Source organism: Embleya sp. NBC_00888 (assembly GCF_045207655.1).
In the GTDB taxonomy this organism is placed as follows: Bacteria; Actinomycetota; Actinomycetes; order Streptomycetales; family Streptomycetaceae; genus Embleya.
Genome location: NZ_CP108785.1, coordinates 724,486 through 742,297, shown reverse-complemented (window position 1 = coordinate 742,297; position 17,812 = coordinate 724,486). Strand labels below are relative to the sequence as shown.

2 protein-coding genes are annotated in these 17,812 nt (G+C 74.3%); both read left to right on the top strand.

Translation table 11 applies throughout. The features are described 5' to 3' along the window. Window positions 1–51: 51 nt before the first annotated feature. The gene (locus tag OG948_RS37480) at window positions 52–11,085 is read left to right on the top strand and encodes a type I polyketide synthase (protein WP_406300878.1); all 11,034 of its coding nucleotides are present in this window, start codon (window positions 52–54) and stop codon (window positions 11,083–11,085) included. A 19-nt stretch (window positions 11,086–11,104) separates the two neighbouring features. Next, window positions 11,105–17,758 (top strand): type I polyketide synthase, encoded by a 6,654-nt coding sequence (locus OG948_RS37475; RefSeq protein WP_406300877.1) that lies wholly within the window; start codon window positions 11,105–11,107, stop codon window positions 17,756–17,758. Window positions 17,759–17,812: the final 54 nt, after the last annotated feature.

Here is a 17,812-nt window from a genome sequence, read left to right as displayed (position 1 = left end):
CGTCTCCACATCTTTCGCGGGAAGGGCGGCACGTTCGACATGATCGACGACATCCACGACGCCAAGATGCTGGACTACCTCAAGCGTGTCTCCGCCGAGTTGGAGCGGACCCGCGAGCACCTGCGGATCGCTCGGGCCGAGCACCGGGAGCCCGTCGCGCTGGTGTCGATGGCCTGCCGCTTCCCCGGCGGCGTCGCCTCGCCCGAGGAACTGTGGCGCCTGGTGGCCTCGGGGCAGGACGGGGTCGGTGCGCTCCCCGTGGACCGGGGCTGGGACGTCGAGGGGCTCTACCATCCCGACCCCGAGCGGGTGGGCACCTGCTATGCGCGGGAGGGCGGATTCCTCGCGGACATCATGTCGTTCGACGCGGGGTTGTTCGAGATCAGTCCGCGTGAGGCCCTGGTGATGGATCCGCAGCAGCGGCTGCTGCTCGAGGTCTCCTGGGAGACGTTCGAGCGGGCGGGCCTGGCGCCCGCCGCGGTGCGTGGCAGCCGAACCGGCGTCTTCACCGGGATGATGGGGCAGGACTACACGGCGCGGTGGCCCGGCGCGCTGTCGGAGCACGAGGGCAGGCTGGAGACCGGACGCGCGGCGAGCGTCGCGTCCGGGCGGGTCGCCTACACCTTCGGGCTCGAAGGCCCGGCGGTCACCCTCGACACGGCCTGTTCCTCGTCCCTGGTGGCGCTGCACTTCGCCGTACAGGCACTGCGGAACGGGGAGTGCGACCTCGCGCTGGCCGGCGGAGCCACGTTGATGTCGAGCCCGGCGACGCTCCTGGAGTTCAGCAGGCAACGGGTGCTCTCGCCCGACGGCCGGTGCAAGGCGTTCGCGGGCCGGGCCGACGGCACGGGGCTCGGCGAGGGTGTGGGCGTCGTCCTGCTGGAGCGGCTCTCGGACGCGCGGCGGCTGGGGCATCGCGTGCTGGCCGTCGTCCGGGGCAGCGCCGTCAACCAGGACGGCGCGTCGAACGGCCTGACCGCGCCCAACGGCCCCGCGCAGCAGCGGGTGATCCGCGCGGCCCTCGCGGACGCCGGGCTCACGGGAGCCGACGTGGACACGGTGGAGGCGCACGGAACGGGCACCCGCCTGGGCGACCCCATCGAGGCGCAGGCGCTGCTGGCGACGTACGGACGCGACCGCGGCGCGGACCGGCCGCTGTGGCTGGGGTCGTTGAAGTCGAACATCGGCCACACGCAGGCCGCCGCCGGAATCGCGGGCGTGATGAAGGCGGTCATGGCCATGCGGCACGGGCTGCTGCCGCCGACCCTGCACGTCGACACCCCCACGCCGCACGTCGACTGGTCCGCGGACACCGTGCGGCTCCTGACCGAATCCCGCCCCTGGCCGGCCACGGGTCGCCCACGGCGGGCAGGGGTCTCCTCGTTCGGCATCAGCGGGACGAACGCGCACGTGATCATCGAAGCCGCCGACCAGGCGCCGACCGACGAGGTCGGGGATCGCGCGCACCGCGCGCCGGCACCGGCGGCATCGGAACCGGCGGATTCCGACCCCGGGCCGGTGGCGTGGGTGTTGTCCGCGGGCAGCCCACGGGCGCTGCGTGCGCAGGCGGCCCGGTTGCGCGAGCACATGGCGGCGCATCCGGCCCTTCGCGCGGCCGACGTCGCCCACGCGCTGGCGACCACCCGCGCACCACTGGCGCACCGGGCCGTTGTGGTCGGCCGCCGCAACGGCGAACTCCTGCGTGGTGTAGCGGCGTTGGCCCAGGCCGAGCCCTGCGCGGGACTCGTCGAGGGCGTGGCGCGCGACCCCGGCCGGACGGTCTTCGTGTTCCCCGGCCAGGGGTCCCAGTGGGACGGGATGGCCGTGGAGCTGTGGAACTCGTGCGCCGTCTTCCGCGAGCGCATGCAAGAGTGCGCGGCAGCCTTGGACCCGTACGTCGACTGGTCCCTGCCCGACGTGGTGCTCGGCCGCGTCGACGACACCGGCAAGGACCGGGTCGATGTCGTGCAACCGGTGTTGTGGGCGGTATTGGTGTCGCTGGCGGAGCTGTGGCGCTCGTACGGCGTCGAACCGGCCGCCGTGGTGGGGCATTCGCAGGGCGAGATCGCCGCGGCCTGTGTCGCGGGCGCGTTGTCCCTCGACGACGGCGCGCGGGTCGTGGCCCTGCGCTCCCGGCTGATCGCCGAACGGCTGGCCGGTGCCGGCGGCATGGTCTCCCTGACGGCCCCGGTCGAGGAGGTCCGCGCGCGGCTCGCGGACTTCGCCGGACGACTCTCGCTCGCCGCGGTGAACGGCCCCTCGTCCGTGGTGCTCTCGGGAGACCCCACGGCGCTCGACGAGTTGACGGGCGCCTGCGCGCGGGACGGTGTACGCACTCGGCGTGTGGCCGTGGACTACGCCTCCCACTCCCCGCACGTGGAGGCGCTGCGCACGGAACTGCTCGCCCGGTTGGCGGACATCCGTCCCCGGACGGGCACGCTGCCGCTGTACTCGACGGTCACGGGCAACGTGGTGCCGGGTGAGGAGTTGATCGCGGACTACTGGTACCGCAATCTGCGGCGCACGGTCCGGCTCTCGGACGCCGTGGAGCGACTCGGCGCCGCCGGACACGGCACGTTCGTGGAGTGCAGCCCGCACCCGGTGCTCGCCCTCGGCCTGACGGAGACCCTCGGCCGGCTGGGCCGGGAGGCGCTCGTGACGGGCACGCTGCACCGAGACGACGGCGGCCTCGACCGGTTCCTCCTTTCCCTGGGCGAGGTGTACGCGGGCGGCCGATCGCCCGACTGGACGAAGGTGTTCGCCAAGACCGACGTGCGCCGTGTGTCGCTGCCCACGTACGCGTTCGACCGGCAGCGATACTGGCTCGACGCCACGCCGCCCGCCGGTGACGTCGGTTCGGTCGGGCTGAGCCCGCTCGACCACCCCTTCTGGGGAGCGGTCACCGACCTTCCCGACTCCGGTGGCGTGCTCCTGACCGGGCGGTTGTCCCGCGACACCCACCCCTGGCTCGGTGGCCATGCGGTCGGCGACGTCGTCCTGTTGCCCGGGACGGCCTTCCTGGAACTGGCGGTTCGAGCCGCCGAGCAGGTGGGCTGCGACGGGGTGGCGGAACTGACCCTGGAGGCACCCCTGGTCCTGCCGCCGCGCGGCGGTGTGCAGTTGCGGGCCGTCGTCGGTCCGGCCGACGCGGCCGGCGACCACGCGATCACCATTCACGCCCGGCCGGAGCACACCCCGGACGGGACGTGGACCAGGCAGGCGGCCGGATCGCTCGCTCGTACCGTCGGGCACGAAGGCCGCGCGTCGCACGCCTGGCCGCCGCCCGGCGCCGAACCCGTGCCGGTGGAGGGCGTGTACGAGGACCTGGCCGCGCTGTCCCTGCGCTACGGCCCCGAGTTCCGGGGTCTGCGGGCCGCCTGGCGGCGGGGGGACGAAATCCTCGCCGAGGTCGTGCTCCCGGGGGACGGCGACACCGACGGGTTCGCGATCCACCCGGCCCTGCTCGACGCCGCGCTGCACGCGGCGGCGGTCGGCGACGCCGCGACACGTGCGCGGACAGGCCCGGCCTCCGGGCCTCGGCTGCCGTTCTCGTGGTCCGGTGTGCGGATCCACGCGGTCGGCGCGACGCGGCTGCGGGTACGGATCACCCCGCTGGGCCCCGACGCCGTCGCGGTGGAGGCCGCCGACGCGACCGGGGCGCCCGTGGTGTCCGTGCAATCGCTCGCCCTGCGTTCGATGGCACTCGACCGCCTTCGACCCGCCGTCGCGGAGTCGACGGACTCCCTGTTCGCCGTCGACTGGGTGCCCGCTGCGGGCGGGGCGTCCCCGACGCCCCGGTCGTGGGTCGTCCTCGACGGCGCCGAGGCGGTCGTCGCGGCTCTCGAAGGCACCGACGTCCCGGTGCACAAGGTCGCGGAACTCGCGGCGGCGACGGCGGGCGAGCATGTGCCGGGCGCGGTCCTGGTGGCGCTGCCGATGCCCGCGCCCGGCTGCGCCGACCCGCGTGCGGCCGTCCGAGACCTCGTCGGGGGAGCACTGACGCTGATTCAGGCGTGGCTCGCCGACGAACGCGGAACCTCCACCCGCCTCGTGCTGTTGAGCCGGGGCGCGGTGGCGGTGCGCGACGACGAGACGTGCGATCCGGCCCCGGCCGCGGCATGGGGCCTGCTGCGCTCGGCGCAGGCGGAGAACCCGGACCGGCTCGTCCTGGTCGACTGGGACGGCACGGAACCCTCCGGCGAAGCGCTGCCCGCCGTCGTGGGCGGCGACGAGCCGCAGGTGGCGCTGCGCGGGGGGAAGGCCTTCGTACCCAGACTCCGACGGGTGCCGCCATCCGGCGGTGATCGCGACAACGCGGGCGCCGGCGCCATCGGCACCCGGGAAGGTCGCGAACGCCCGGACGGCCCGGAGGACTTCGCCGGCTTCGGCGGCGAGGGCACCGTCCTGGTGACGGGCGCGACGGGTGTGCTCGGCCGGGTCGTGGCCCGCCACCTCGTCCGGGCGCACGGAGTACGGCACCTGTTGCTGACGAGTCGCCGCGGCGCGGCCGCGCCCGGAGCCGCCGAACTCGGCGCGGAACTGGTGGAACTGGGCGCGTCCGTGCACTGGGCGGCGTGCGACGCGGGGGACCGCGCGGCCCTGATGGAGGTCCTCGCGCGGGTTCCGGTGGAACACGCGTTGCGCGGTGTGGTGCACGCGGCCGGCGTCCTGGACGACGGGGTGGTCCCCTCGCTGTCCCCGGAACGGATCGACACCGTGTTCCGGCCGAAGGTCGACGCGGTGGTCAACCTGCACGAACTGACCCGAGACATGGACCTCTCCGCGTTCGTCGTGTTCTCCTCCGGGGCGGGCGTGTTCGGCACCGCGGGCCAGGGCGGCTACGCGGCGGCCAACGCCTTCCTCGACGCGTTCGTCGGTGTCCGACGTTCGCTGGGACTGCCCGCGCTCTCCCTGGCCTGGGGGCTGTGGGCCGAGACCGGCGCGATGACCGGCGCGATGTCGGACACCGACCGCGACCGGATGCGCCGAGCCGGGGTGACCGCGTTGTCGGCAGCAGAGGGCGTCGCCCTGTTCGACGCGGCCCTGCGGTCGGGGCTGCCCGTCGTCCTCCCGGCCCGCCTGGACCTCGCCGCCGTACGGGCGAGGGCCGCCACGGACGGCGTACCGGCGCTGTTGCGCGCCCTGGTGCGGCCACCGGCGCGGCGCGCGGCGACGGAGGTCGACGGCGACTCCGCCCTCGCCCGTGAACTCGCCGACCTCTCGACCCGGGACGCGGCAGCCAAGATCCTCGACGTGGTGCGGGCCCAGGTCGCGGCCGTCCTCGGCCACCCGGACACGAGCGCCGTCGAACCCGGACGCGCGTTCAAGGAGTCGGGATTCGACTCGCTCACCGCACTCGAATTGCGCAACCGCCTCGCGCGTGTGACCGGCCTCCGGCTGCCCGCCACGCTCGTCTTCGACCATCCGACGCCGCACGAACTCGCCGAGCACGTCCACGAACGGCTGACCGGACGGAACGGGCGTCGACCACCCCCGGCACGCGGCACGATCGCAGCGGACGAGCCGATCGCCGTCGTGGGCATGGCCTGCCGCTTCCCGGGAGGGATCGGTTCGCCGGAGGATCTGTGGAACCTCGTGGACCGGGGCGCCGACGCCATCTCCGCCTTTCCCACCGACCGCGGCTGGTCCCTCGACTCCGCCGGCTTCGCGACGGCGGGTGGATTCCTGCCCGACGCCGCGCGGTTCGACCCCGAGTTCTTCGGCATCAGCCCGCGCGAGGCGGTGGCGATGGACCCACAGCAGCGACTCCTGCTGGAGATCTCCTGGGAGGCGCTGGAACACGCGGGCCTGGACCCGGCGACCCTGCGGGGCAGCCGCACCGGCGTGTTCGCCGGGCTGATGTACCACGACTACACCACGCGGCTGGGCACCATCACACAGGACATCGCCGGATACCTCGGCACCGGCGGGTCCGCGAGCGTCGCCACCGGACGCGTCGCCTACACCTTCGGATTCGAGGGCCCGGCCGTCACCGTGGACACCGCCTGTTCCTCGTCGCTGGTGGCCCTGCACCTGGCGGCGCAGGCGCTGCGCGGCGGAGACTGCGACCTCGCCCTGGCGGGCGGGGTCACCGTGATGTGCACGCCGAACGCCTTCATCGAGTTCGCCAGGCAGGGCGCGCTGGCCGCCGACGCGCGCTGCAAGCCGTTCGCCGCCGCCGCGGATGGCACGGTGTGGGGCGAGGGCGCCGGCGTGCTCCTGGTCGAGCGCCTGTCGGACGCGGTGCGCAAGGGCCACCGCGTCCTTGCCGTGGTCCGGGGCTCGGCGGTCAACCAGGACGGGGCGAGCAACGGCCTGACCGCCCCGAACGGACCGTCCCAGGAACGGGTGATCACCCAGGCGTTGGCCGGTGCCCGGCTCACGGCCGCCGAGGTGGACGTCGTCGAGGCACACGGCACGGGCACCACCCTGGGCGACCCGATCGAGGCGCAGGCACTCCTGGCCACCTACGGCAGCGGGCGCCCCACCGACCACCCGGTGTGGCTCGGCTCGGTCAAGTCGAACATCGGTCACACCCAGGCGGCGGCGGGCGTCGCGGGTGTGATCAAGATGGTCATGGCCCTGCGCCGTGGCATCCTGCCGCGGACCCTGCACGTGGACGCACCCTCCCCTCATGTCGACTGGTCGTCCGGCGCGGTCGAACTGCTGACCGAGGCACGCCCCTGGCCCGTCACCGGGCGACCGCGTCGAGCCGCGGTCTCCTCGTTCGGCATCAGCGGCACCAACGCGCACGTCGTGCTGGAACAGGCTCCCGCCACGCCGGACCAGCACGCTCGACGCGCACCCGAGACGGGGGAACCCGAAGATGCCGCCACGAACGCCCAAGCGACCGACACACCCGTGCCGTTGGTGCTCTCGGCCAGGAGCGAGCCCGCGCTGCGGGCGAGGGCGGCCGGACTGCGCAAGCGCCTCGTCGCCGAACCGGGACTCGACGCCGTCGACGTCGCCCACTCGCTGCTGACGACCCGCGCCTCGCTCGAACACCGGGCCGTGATCATCGGCGGCGACCGCGACGAACTGTTGACCGCCCTGGCCGCCGTGGCGGAGGGCCGGGAGACCCCCGCGGCGATCGAGGGGCTCGCCGGTGACCCCGGCCGGACGGTCTTCGTCTTTCCCGGCCAGGGAGCCCAATGGCCGGGCATGGCCGCACGGTTGTGGGACACCGCACCCGTCTTCCGCAACCGCCTGGCCCAGTGCGCCGACGCGCTGGCCCCGTATGCCGACCGGTCCGTCGTGGACGTCGTCCGGGGCAGGGACACCGGAGTCGACCCGGAACGGGTGGACGTGGTCCAGCCCGCGCTGTGGGCGGTGATGGTGTCGCTCGCCGAGCTGTGGCGATCGTACGGCGTCGAACCCGACGCCGTGGTGGGGCACTCGCAGGGGGAGATCGCCGCGGCCTGCGTCGCGGGCGGCCTCTCCCTCGACGACGGCGCGCGCGTGGTCGCCCTGCGCAGCCGGGCCCTGAGGGCGATCGCGGGCCGCGGCGCAATGGTCTCGCTGGCGCTGACCGCGACCGAGGCCGAGGACCTGACGGCGGCCTGGCACGGACGAATCCACCTCGCGGCCGTCAACGGACCGGCGTCGGTGGTGATGACGGGCGACACGGCCGCACTCGAGGACCTCCTCGCGCACTGCGAACGGACCGGACGGTGGGCGCGTCGGATCCCGGTCGACTACGCCTCGCACTCGCCCCACGTGGAAGCCGTACGCGAGCGGATGGCCCACGACCTCGCCGAGATTCGCCCGGGGCCGGCCCGCATCGCCTTCATGTCGACGCTGACCGGCGCCTTCCGGGACACCACGGGACTCGACGGCGACTACTGGTATCGCAACCTGCGCGAGCCCGTGCGATTCGAGCCCGCCGTACGGGAATTGATCACCCACGGCTACGGCACGTTCGTCGAGGCCGCCCCCCACCCCATGCTCACCATGGGCCTACGGGAAATCCTGGCGGAGCACCCGGGCACGCCGGGCGTGGCCGTCGCGTCGCTGCGCCGCGACCAGGGCGGACCGGAACGTTTCCTGGCCTCGGTCGCCGAGGCGTACACCCACGGTGTCGCCGTGGACTGGTCCGCGACCTGGACCGGCCGTGCGCCACGCGTCGTGGACCTGCCGACCTACCCCTTCCAACGGCGCAGGTTCTGGCTCGACACACCCGCCGGTGCCGGCGACGTGAGCGCCGCGGGCCTGGGCCGCCCGGAGCACCCGCTCCTGGGCGCCCGCGTCGAACTCGCCGACTCCGCCGAGGTCGTGCTGACCGCGCGCTGGTCCCTGGAGACCCACCCCTGGTTCGCCGACCACGCCGTCGGCGACACGGTGCTGGTGCCCGGTACCGCGTTCGTGGAACTGGCGGCGCTGGCGGGCGCCGAGACCGACTGCCCGCACATCCGGGAGCTGATCCAGGAAAAGCCCCTGCTCCTAGCCGGAGACGGCGCGGTGCGGCTCCAGGTCCGGGTCGGGCCTGCCGAGGAGGAGGGCACGCGGGCCCTCGGCGTGTACGCCCGCCCCGAGGACGCGGCCCCACAGGACCCCTGGTCGTGCCACGCGCGCGGCACGCTCACCGCGGCACAGGCCGCGACCCCGGCGGGCCTCGACGGCGCCTGGCCGCCCCCGGGAGCCGTAGCCGTCGACCTGACCGACTTCTACGAACGGCTCGACGAGATCGGCCTGTCCTACGGCCCCGCGTTCCACGGTCTGCACACCGCGTGGCGGGTGGGGGAGGAGGTCTTCGGTGAGGCCGCGCTGCCGGACGACATGGCGGCCGAAGCGGGCCGCTACCACGCCCATCCCGCGCTGCTCGACGCCGCGCTCCACTCCTGTCTGCTCCGCGACCGAGGCGACGGCCCCGATGCGGCGGCCATGCCGTTCGCCTGGAACGACGTCGCGTTCCACGGGCCGTGCGGCCCGGCGGTGCGGGTGCGGGTGTCCGCGGGGACGAACCGGGACGTGTCGGTGGTGGTGACGGACGCCGAAGGCACCCCCGCGGTGACGGTGCGCTCGCTGGCCGCCCGTCCGGTCTCCCCCGAAGGACTGCGCGCCCCGGGTGATCGCCGGGACGACCTGTTCCGGCTCACGTGGGTGGCCGCACCCGCCGCTCCCACCGGGCGGGGTGAACCGCGGCACGGCACGTGGGCGGTGCTCGGCGACGACGACCTGGACCTGCCCCCGGAGGTGAAGCGCTTCCCCGATCTGTCCGCGTTGCGCTCGGCGACGGGTGCCGGCGAGCCCGAACCCGACCTCGTGCTCGCGGTGTTCGGCACGGACTCCGGCGCCGGTGCAGAGGCGGTGCGGGCCCGGGAGGAGACCCGTCGAGCCCTGGAAGTGTTGCGGGACCGGATCGCCGAGGAACCGGTGAACGCGGCGCGGTGCGTCGTCGTCACACGCGGAGCGTTCGCCACGTCGGACGACGAACCTCCCGGGGACCCGGCCGCCGCGGCGGTCTGGGGCCTGGTGCGCTCGGCCCAGGCGGAGAACCCGGGCCGGTTCGTGCTGGTCGACCTCGACGCCCACCCGGCCTCCGTCGCCGCGTTGTCCGCCGCACTGGCCACCGACGAGCCTCAACTCGCGGTTCGCGAGGGGCGGATCATGCTTCCCCGGCTCGAACGTGTCCCGGTGGTCCCGATCGCCCCGGCGGACCCGGAACGCGGCGACCCGGGCACGGCGTGGGACCCCGCGGGCACCGTGCTGGTGACCGGCGCCTCCGGAACCCTGGGGCGCGCCCTGGCCCGGCATCTGGTCGTCGAGCACGGCGTACGCCGACTGCTCCTGGTGAGCCGGCGCGCCGACGAGAGCGCCGAGGCCTCGCTCCTGACCACCGAACTGGGTACGCACGGCGCCGAGGCGACGTGGGCGGCGTGCGACGTCGGCGATCGCGACGCGGTGGTCGCGCTGTTGACGTCGGTGCCCGCCGCGCACCCCCTCACCGCCGTGGTGCACGCGGCCGGTGTCCTGGACGACGGCGTGATTCCCGCGCTGTCCCCGGAACGGATCGACCGGGTGTTCCGGCCCAAGGTGGACGGCGCGTGCCACCTGGACGAGCTGACCCGAACCGCACCCTTGGCGGCGTTCGTGGTGTTCTCCTCGGCCGCGGCCACCCTGGGCAGCGCCGGACAGGGCAACTACGCGGCGGCCAACGCGTTCCTGGACGCGCTGGTACGGCGGCGACGTCATGCCGGACTGCCCGCGCTGTCGCTGGCCTGGGGGCTGTGGGCGGAGAGCAGCGACATGACGGCCGGACTCGACCGGGCCGACCGGGCCCGGATGGCACGCGTCGGCGTCCAGGGCCTGGCGACCCGGGACGGCCTGGCGCTCTTCGACCTCGCCGGCACCGTGAACGAGCCGCTGGTGTTGCCGATGCGGCTCGACCTGTCGGTGTTCCGGACGCGGCCCGACACGCTGCCCCCGGTGCTGCGCGACCTGGTGCGCGGCCCGGCGCGACGCGGGGGCTCCGGGGGTACGAGCGCCGCGGCGCTGCGGCGTCGCCTGGCCGTGTTGTCGCCGGCCGAGCGGGACCGGCAACTGCTCGAACTGGTCGCCGCCGAGACCGCGACCGTCCTCGGCTACCCGACCACCGAAGCGGTGGGACGGGACCGGGCCTTCAAGGACCTCGGGTTCGACTCGCTGACGGCCGTGGAACTGCGCAACCGGCTCGCCGGCGCAACCGGCCTGCGGCTGCCCCCGACGCTGGTGTTCGACCACCCCACCCCCACGGCGCTCGCCGAGCGCCTGGCCGCGGAGCTTGCTCCCCGAGAGAAGGGGGCGGACGTACCGCGTGACACCGAACGTCGGTTGCGCGATGCCCTGGCCGGCATTCCGCTTTCCCGGCTGCGCGACGCCGGCCTGCTGGACTCGCTGCTGGAACTCGCGGGCCACGCCGCCGCGGCCGAGTCGGCACCCCGGGAGCACAGCCCCGGGCCGGGGTCCGGCTCGATCGACCGGATGGACGCCGAGGGGCTGCTTGCGATGGCGCTGCACGACGGCCCGTACGGCGAGCACGACGACCTCGTCACCGACCCCGACAACGCGGCACACGCACGGACGGAGGAGCACGATGGCGGTCGCTGACGAGAGGTTCGTCGAGGCACTGCGGGCCTCGCTGAAGGAGGTCGAGTCGCTCCGCGCGCAAACGCGCGAGCTGACGGCGGCAGCCCACGAGCCGGTGGCGATCGTGGCGATGGGCTGCCGCTTCCCCGGGGGCGTGCGCTGCCCGGAGGACCTGTGGGAGCTGGTGGCCGCCGGAACCGACGCGGTCTCGGCCTTCCCCACCGACCGCGGCTGGGACACCGGGACGCTCTTCGACCCGGACCCCGACCGGTCGGGCCACACCTACGCCCGCGAAGGCGCCTTCCTCGACGACGCCTCGGAGTTCGACGCGGATCTGTTCGGGATCAGCCCGCGCGAGGCCGCCGCGATGGACCCCCAGCAGCGGCTGCTCCTGGAGATCGCGTGGGAGACCTTCGAACGCGCGGGGATCGATCCCGGCGGTCTCAAGGGACAACCCGTCGGGGCCTTCGTCGGATCGGTCCTGATGACCGGCGGCAGCGGGGGCGGGACCGGCGACGGCACCGAGGGGCACCAACTCACCGGCGCCGCCGCCAGTGTGTTGTCGGGTCGTCTGGCGTACACGTTCGGTCTGGAGGGTCCGGCGATCACGGTCGATTCGGCGTGTTCGGCGTCGTTGACGGCGTTGCATCTGGCGGTGCAGGCGTTGCGGCAGGGTGAGTGCACCCTGGCGTTGGCCGGCGGTGCCGCGGTGATGACGACCCCGGGAATCTTCGTGGAGTTCAGTCGGCAGCGGGGTCTTGCGGTGGATGGTCGGTGCAAGGCGTTCGCGGCGGCGGCGGATGGTACGGGGTGGGGGGAGGGTGTGGGTCTGGTTTTGTTGGAGTGTTTGTCGCGGGCGCGGCGTCTTGGGCATCCGGTGCTTGCGGTGGTGCGGGGTTCGGCGGTGAATCAGGATGGTGCGTCGAATGGTTTGACGGCGCCGAACGGTCCGTCGCAGCAGCGGGTGATTCGGCGGGCGTTGGCGTCGGCGCGGTTGTCGGCGGATTTGATCGACGTGGTGGAGGCGCATGGCACCGGTACCGCGCTCGGTGATCCGATCGAGGCTCAGGCGCTGTTGGCGACCTACGGTCGGGAGCGTCCGGCGGATCGGCCGCTGTGGCTGGGATCGATCAAGTCGAACATCGGCCACACCCAGGGCGCGGCCGGCATCGCCGGGCTGATCAAGATGGTCATGGCGATGCGCCGCGGCGTGCTCCCGCGGACCCTGCACGTCGACGAACCCTCGCCGCACGTGGACTGGGCCGCGGGCACGGTGCGCCTGTTGACCGAGGCGCGGGACTGGCCGCGGACCGGCCGGCCGCGCCGGGCCGGGGTGTCGTCCTTCGGGATCAGCGGCACCAACGCCCACGTGATCCTGGAACAGGCACCCCGGCCCGACACGGTCGACGACGCCGCCCCGGCCCCGACCGGGACGGACCTCCCGCAGGGGCCGGTACCGCTGGTGGTCTCGGCGCGGGGCGAGCGGGCCCTGCGGGACCAGGCCGGGCGCCTGAGCGATCGGATCCGCTCCCTACCCGACGCGCGTGCGGCGGACGTCGGTTGGTCGCTGGCCACCTCACGGGCGACCCTCGACACCCGGGCCGTGGTGTGGGCGCGCGATCGGGACGAGATGCTCGCGGGTCTGACGGCCCTGGCCGAGGGCCGCCCGGCCCCGGGGCCGGCGCAAGGGACGACCGCCGAGGGCGGGCAGGCGTTCCTGTTCTCCGGACAGGGCAGCCAGCGCGCGGGCATGGGACGCGAACTCTCCGCTGCCTTCCCGGTGTTCGCCGAGGCGCTGGATGCCATCGCGAGTGGGCTGGACCCGCATCTCGACCGCCCGCTGCGGGACGTCCTGTACGCCCCCGAGGGGACGACGACGGCCGCGCTCCTGGAGCAGACCTCGTTCACCCAGGCGGCACTGTTCGCGTACGAGGTGGCGCTGTTCCGGCTGCTCACGCACTGGGGGCTCACCCCCGATCTGCTGCTCGGCCACTCCGTCGGCGAGTTGGCGGCCGCGCACGTCTCCGGCGTCCTGTCCCTGGAGGACGCGTGCGTGCTCGTCGCCGCGCGGGGCCGTCTCATGCAGGACGTGCCCGGCAGCGGTGCCATGGTCGCGGTGCAGGCGACGGAGGCGGAGATGCTGCCGGAGGTGGCCGCACATGCCGACCGGATGGCCCTCGCCGCCGTCAACGGACCCGAGTCGGTCGTCGTGTCGGGCGCCGAGAGCGCGGTGCTCGACCTCGCCGAGCGCTGGCGGAGCAAAGGGCGCAAGACGCGGCGGCTCAGGGTGAGCCACGCCTTCCACTCCCCCCAGATGGCCGCGATGTCGGACGAGTTCGGCGCGGTCGCGCGGAAGCTGGACTTCCGTCCGCCGACCATCCCGATCGTCTCGGACGTCACCGGGGACATCGCCGGCGCGGACGAGTTGTGTTCGCCGGAGTACTGGGTCCGGCACGCTCGGGCGACCGTGCGCTTTCACGACGGGATGCGCCGACTCGTTGCCGCAGGGGTGCGCACGTTCGTGGAGATCGGCCCCTCCGGGACGCTGACGGCGATGGCCCAGGACTGCCTCGCGCAGGCACCCCCGAACACCCGCGCCGTGTCGATCCCGGCGGGGCGCGCCGGACGTCCGGAAGCCGCCACCGTGCGCACGGCGCTCTCCCGGGCGTTCGCCCGCGGCGCCCGGGTCGACTGGCCCCGCTTCTTCGCCGGCACCGACGCCCGCAGGACGGACCTGCCCACCTACCCCTTCCAGCACCGCCGTTACCCCTGGAGCGCCACGGCCCCCGCCGCCGATGTGCGCGCCGTCGGCCTGGACGTGCCGGAACACCCCCTGCTCGGCGCAGCCCTGGATCTGGCGGACGCCCAGGGCCGGGCGCTGACCGGGGTGGTATCCCGGCGGACCGAGGCATGGCTCGCGGACCACGTCGTGTTGGGCACGACACTCCTACCCGGTACCGCCGTGGTGGAGTTGGCGGTCCGCGCCGGCGCCGAGGCCGGATGCCGGCGCCTGGTGGAACTGACCCAGCAGGCACCGCTGGTCCTGCCCGAACACGGCGCGGTGCGCCTACAGGTGCGGGTGGGGCCCGCAGCGGAGGACGGGCGGCGCTCGCTGGGCGTGTACTCCCGGGAGGAGGACGCCCGCACGGCGACCCCGGACGCGCCGTGGGTGAGTCACGCGCGGGGCACGCTCGCCCCCGAGGCGGTCGCCGCGCCGGCGCGTGCGGGGGAGCCATGGCCGCCCCCGGGAGCGGAACCCGTCGCGCTCGAAGGCTTCTACGAGCGTACGGCCGCCGCCGGCCTGGAGTACGGCCCCGCCTTCCGCGGGCTCACCGGAGCCTGGCGCCTGGGGGAGGAGTTGTTCGCCGAGATCACGCTCCCCGACGCGGCACGCTCCGGCAACGGCGGATACGCGCTCCACCCGGCGCAGTTCGACGCCGCGCTGCACGTGGCCCTCCTCACCGCGGGCGGGACGACGGTGCATCGAGGGGGCCGGCGGACACAGGTCCGAGCACCGTTCGCATGGCACGAGGTGTCCTTCCACGGCGCGGGCACACCGGTGCTCCGCGCACGATTGACCCCGGCGGGTACGGACGCGGTCTCCCTGGCCCTGTGGGACGAGCACGGCGCTCCGGTCGCGTCGGTCGGATCGCTGCTGACCCGCCCCGTCTCCACGCAGCAGCTCCGGGCCGGCCGCACCCGTGACAGCCTCTTCCACGTCGACTGGGTGGAGACGGCGCCTGTTCCGTCGGCAACACGGACGCGGACCCCTGTTCTCGCCGTGCTCGGGGACGGTGCTCCGGCGGAGCGGCTCGCGGCCACGACGCACATCGATCTCGATGCTCTCGTGTCGGCGATCGAGTCCGGTGCACCCGTGCCGGATCTGGTGTTCCTGCCGTGTCACGGCGACGCCGTTCGCACCGGCGGAGCCGAGCGGGCGGACGAAGTCGGCAGCACGGACGACTCCGGGTCCACCGGTGCGGCCGGCACCGATGACGCGGTCGTCGACGACCCGGCAGGCGCCGCCACGACTCTGACTCTGTCCGTGCTCGACATGCTCCGGACCTGGCTTGCGCAAACCCGGTTGCATTCGTCCCGGCTCGTGGTGACCACCCGCGGCGCCGTGCCCGTTGCCGACGACGAGCCGATCACCGACGTGGCGGCGGCCGCGGTGTGGGGCCTGGTGCGCGCCGCGCAGACCGAACACCCGGGGCGGTTCCTGCTCGTCGACTCGGACGGGCAGCGCACCTCGACGGCCGCCCTGGTCGGGGCGGCGGCCGGGGACGAACCGCAACTCGCGCTTCGGGCGGGCCGGATGTTCGTTCCCCGGCTGGCCCGCGGGGTGCCGTCCGGCACGCTCGTGCCGCCCGCGGGAACCCGGGAGTGGCGGGTCGACCTGGGCGGTGGCGGCACCGTCGACGACCTGCTCCTCGCCCCCTGCTCGGAAGCCGCGGCACCGCTCGGACCGGGAAGGGTCCGGGTCGCGGTGCGAGCCGCCGGCGTCAACTTCCGGGACATCGTGATGGCCCTCGGCATGGTCTCCGACCAGCGGGCGCTGGGCGGCGAGATCGCCGGCGTCGTCACCGAGGTCGGACCCGACGTCACCGGACTCACTCCCGGAGACCGGGTGTTCGGCCTCGCGGCCGGGTGCCTGGGGCCGGTGGCCGTCGTCGATCAGCGCCTGATCGCGCGGATTCCACAGGGCTGGTCGTACGCCCGGGCCGCGTCCGTGCCCGTCGCGTTCCTCACCGCCTACGAGGGCCTCGTGGACCTGGCCGACGTACGGCCCGGCGAGAAGGTGCTCGTGCACGCGGCGGCGGGCGGTGTCGGCATGGCCGCCGTGCAGTTGGCGCGCCACCTCGGTGCCGAGGTGTACGCCACGGCCGGTCCCGGCAAGTGGGACGCGGTGCGCGCCCTGGGCGTCGACGACGCGCACCTCGCCTCCTCGCGTACCGCCGAGTTCGAGGAACGGTTCGGCGCGACGGGCGACGATCTTCGTGGCGGTCGCATCGACGTGGTGCTGAACTCGCTGGTGCGGGACCTCGCGGACGCCTCCCTGCGCCTGGTGCGGCCGGGCGGCCGATTCGTCGAGATGGGCAAGACCGACATCCGCGACGCCGACGAGGTCGCCGCCCGGTACGACGGGATCGCCTACCGCGCGTTCGACCTGATGGACGCCGGCCCCGAGCGCATCACCGGGATGCTCGCGGAGATCGTCGAACTGTTCGAGCGCGGGCGGTTGCGGCCGATCCCGGTCACCACGTGGGACGTGCGGCAGGCGCCCGCCGCATTCCGTTTCCTGGCCCAGGCCCGGCACGTGGGCAAGGTGGTCCTCACGATGCCTCCCGCGTGGAATCCGGCGGGTACGGCCTTGATCACCGGCGCCTCCGGGGCGCTCGGCGCGGAGGTGGCCCGACATCTGGTGCGCGCCCACCACGTGAAGCACCTCGTGCTGGCCGGACGCCGCGGACCGGACGCGTCGGGCATGGCGGAATTGCTTGCCGAACTCACCGCCGCGGGCGCGACGACGGTGCGGGCGGTGGCGTGCGACGTGGCCGAACGGGGCGCGGTGGCGGACCTGCTGGCATCGGTGCCCGCCGAGCACCCGTTGACGGCCGTGGTGCACACGGCGGGTGTGCTCGACGACGGCGTCCTGGACTCGATGACGCCCGCCCGACTGGGCGCGGTCTTCCGGCCCAAGGTCGACGGTGGCCGGCACCTGCACGAGCTGACGCGGGGCGCGGACCTGGCCGCGTTCGTCGTCTTCTCCTCCGCCGCGGGCACGCTCGGCGCCCCCGGACAGGCCAACTACGCCGCCGCCAACGCCTTCCTCGACGCGCTGGCCCGACACCGCCACGACACCGGCCTGCCCGCGACGTCCCTGGCATGGGGCCGCTGGGCCGAGGCCGGGGGGATGGGGTCGCGGTCGGGGCACACGGACCGGGCGGAGTACACCCGCACGGGCGGCCTGTCCACCGAGGAGGGTCTCGCACTGTTCGACGAGGCACTTGCGACCGGCCGGGCCGGGTGGGTTCCGACGCACCTCGACCCCGGGGAACTGCGTGCCGCCGCCGAGAACGGCACGCTTCCCGCACTGCTGCGCGGCCTGGTCCACGTTGCGGCGACGGCGGCGGAGCCGGGCGCGGCGCACGCCCTGCGGGAACGCCTGGCACCCCTGGGAGCCGAGGACCGCGGCGCGCTGATCCTCGACCTGGTGCGCGATCGCATCGCCCTCGTCCTCGCGCACCCGACGCCCGGACACGTGGATCCGCAACGCCCGTTCCAGGAACTGGGCTTCGACTCGCTCACCGCCGTGGAACTGCGAAACCGTCTGGACGCCGCAACCGGCCTGAACCTGCCCACCACACTCGTGTTCGACCACCCGACCCCCGCCGCCCTCGCTCGACACCTCGAAGCCGTACTGGTCTCGCGGCTGGACGCACCGGTCGACACCGTCCTCGCCGGCCTGGACGCCTGGGCCGTGCACCTCGCGGCGACATCGCTGGACGCCGGCGGCCGCGAACGAGTGGCGGATCGGTTGCGCGCGCTCGCTCGACAGGCGGGCGAGCACGCACCCGCACGGGACCGGGCACCGGACGCACAGGAGGACGCCACGACCGTCGCGGACGAGCTCGACCTGGCGACCGACGAGGAAGTCATCGACTTCATCGGCAGGGAGCTGGGGATTTCCTGACCTCGGGCCGGAGCCCGCGAGCAAAGGCACAACGGTGACGTCTCGACGAGGTGG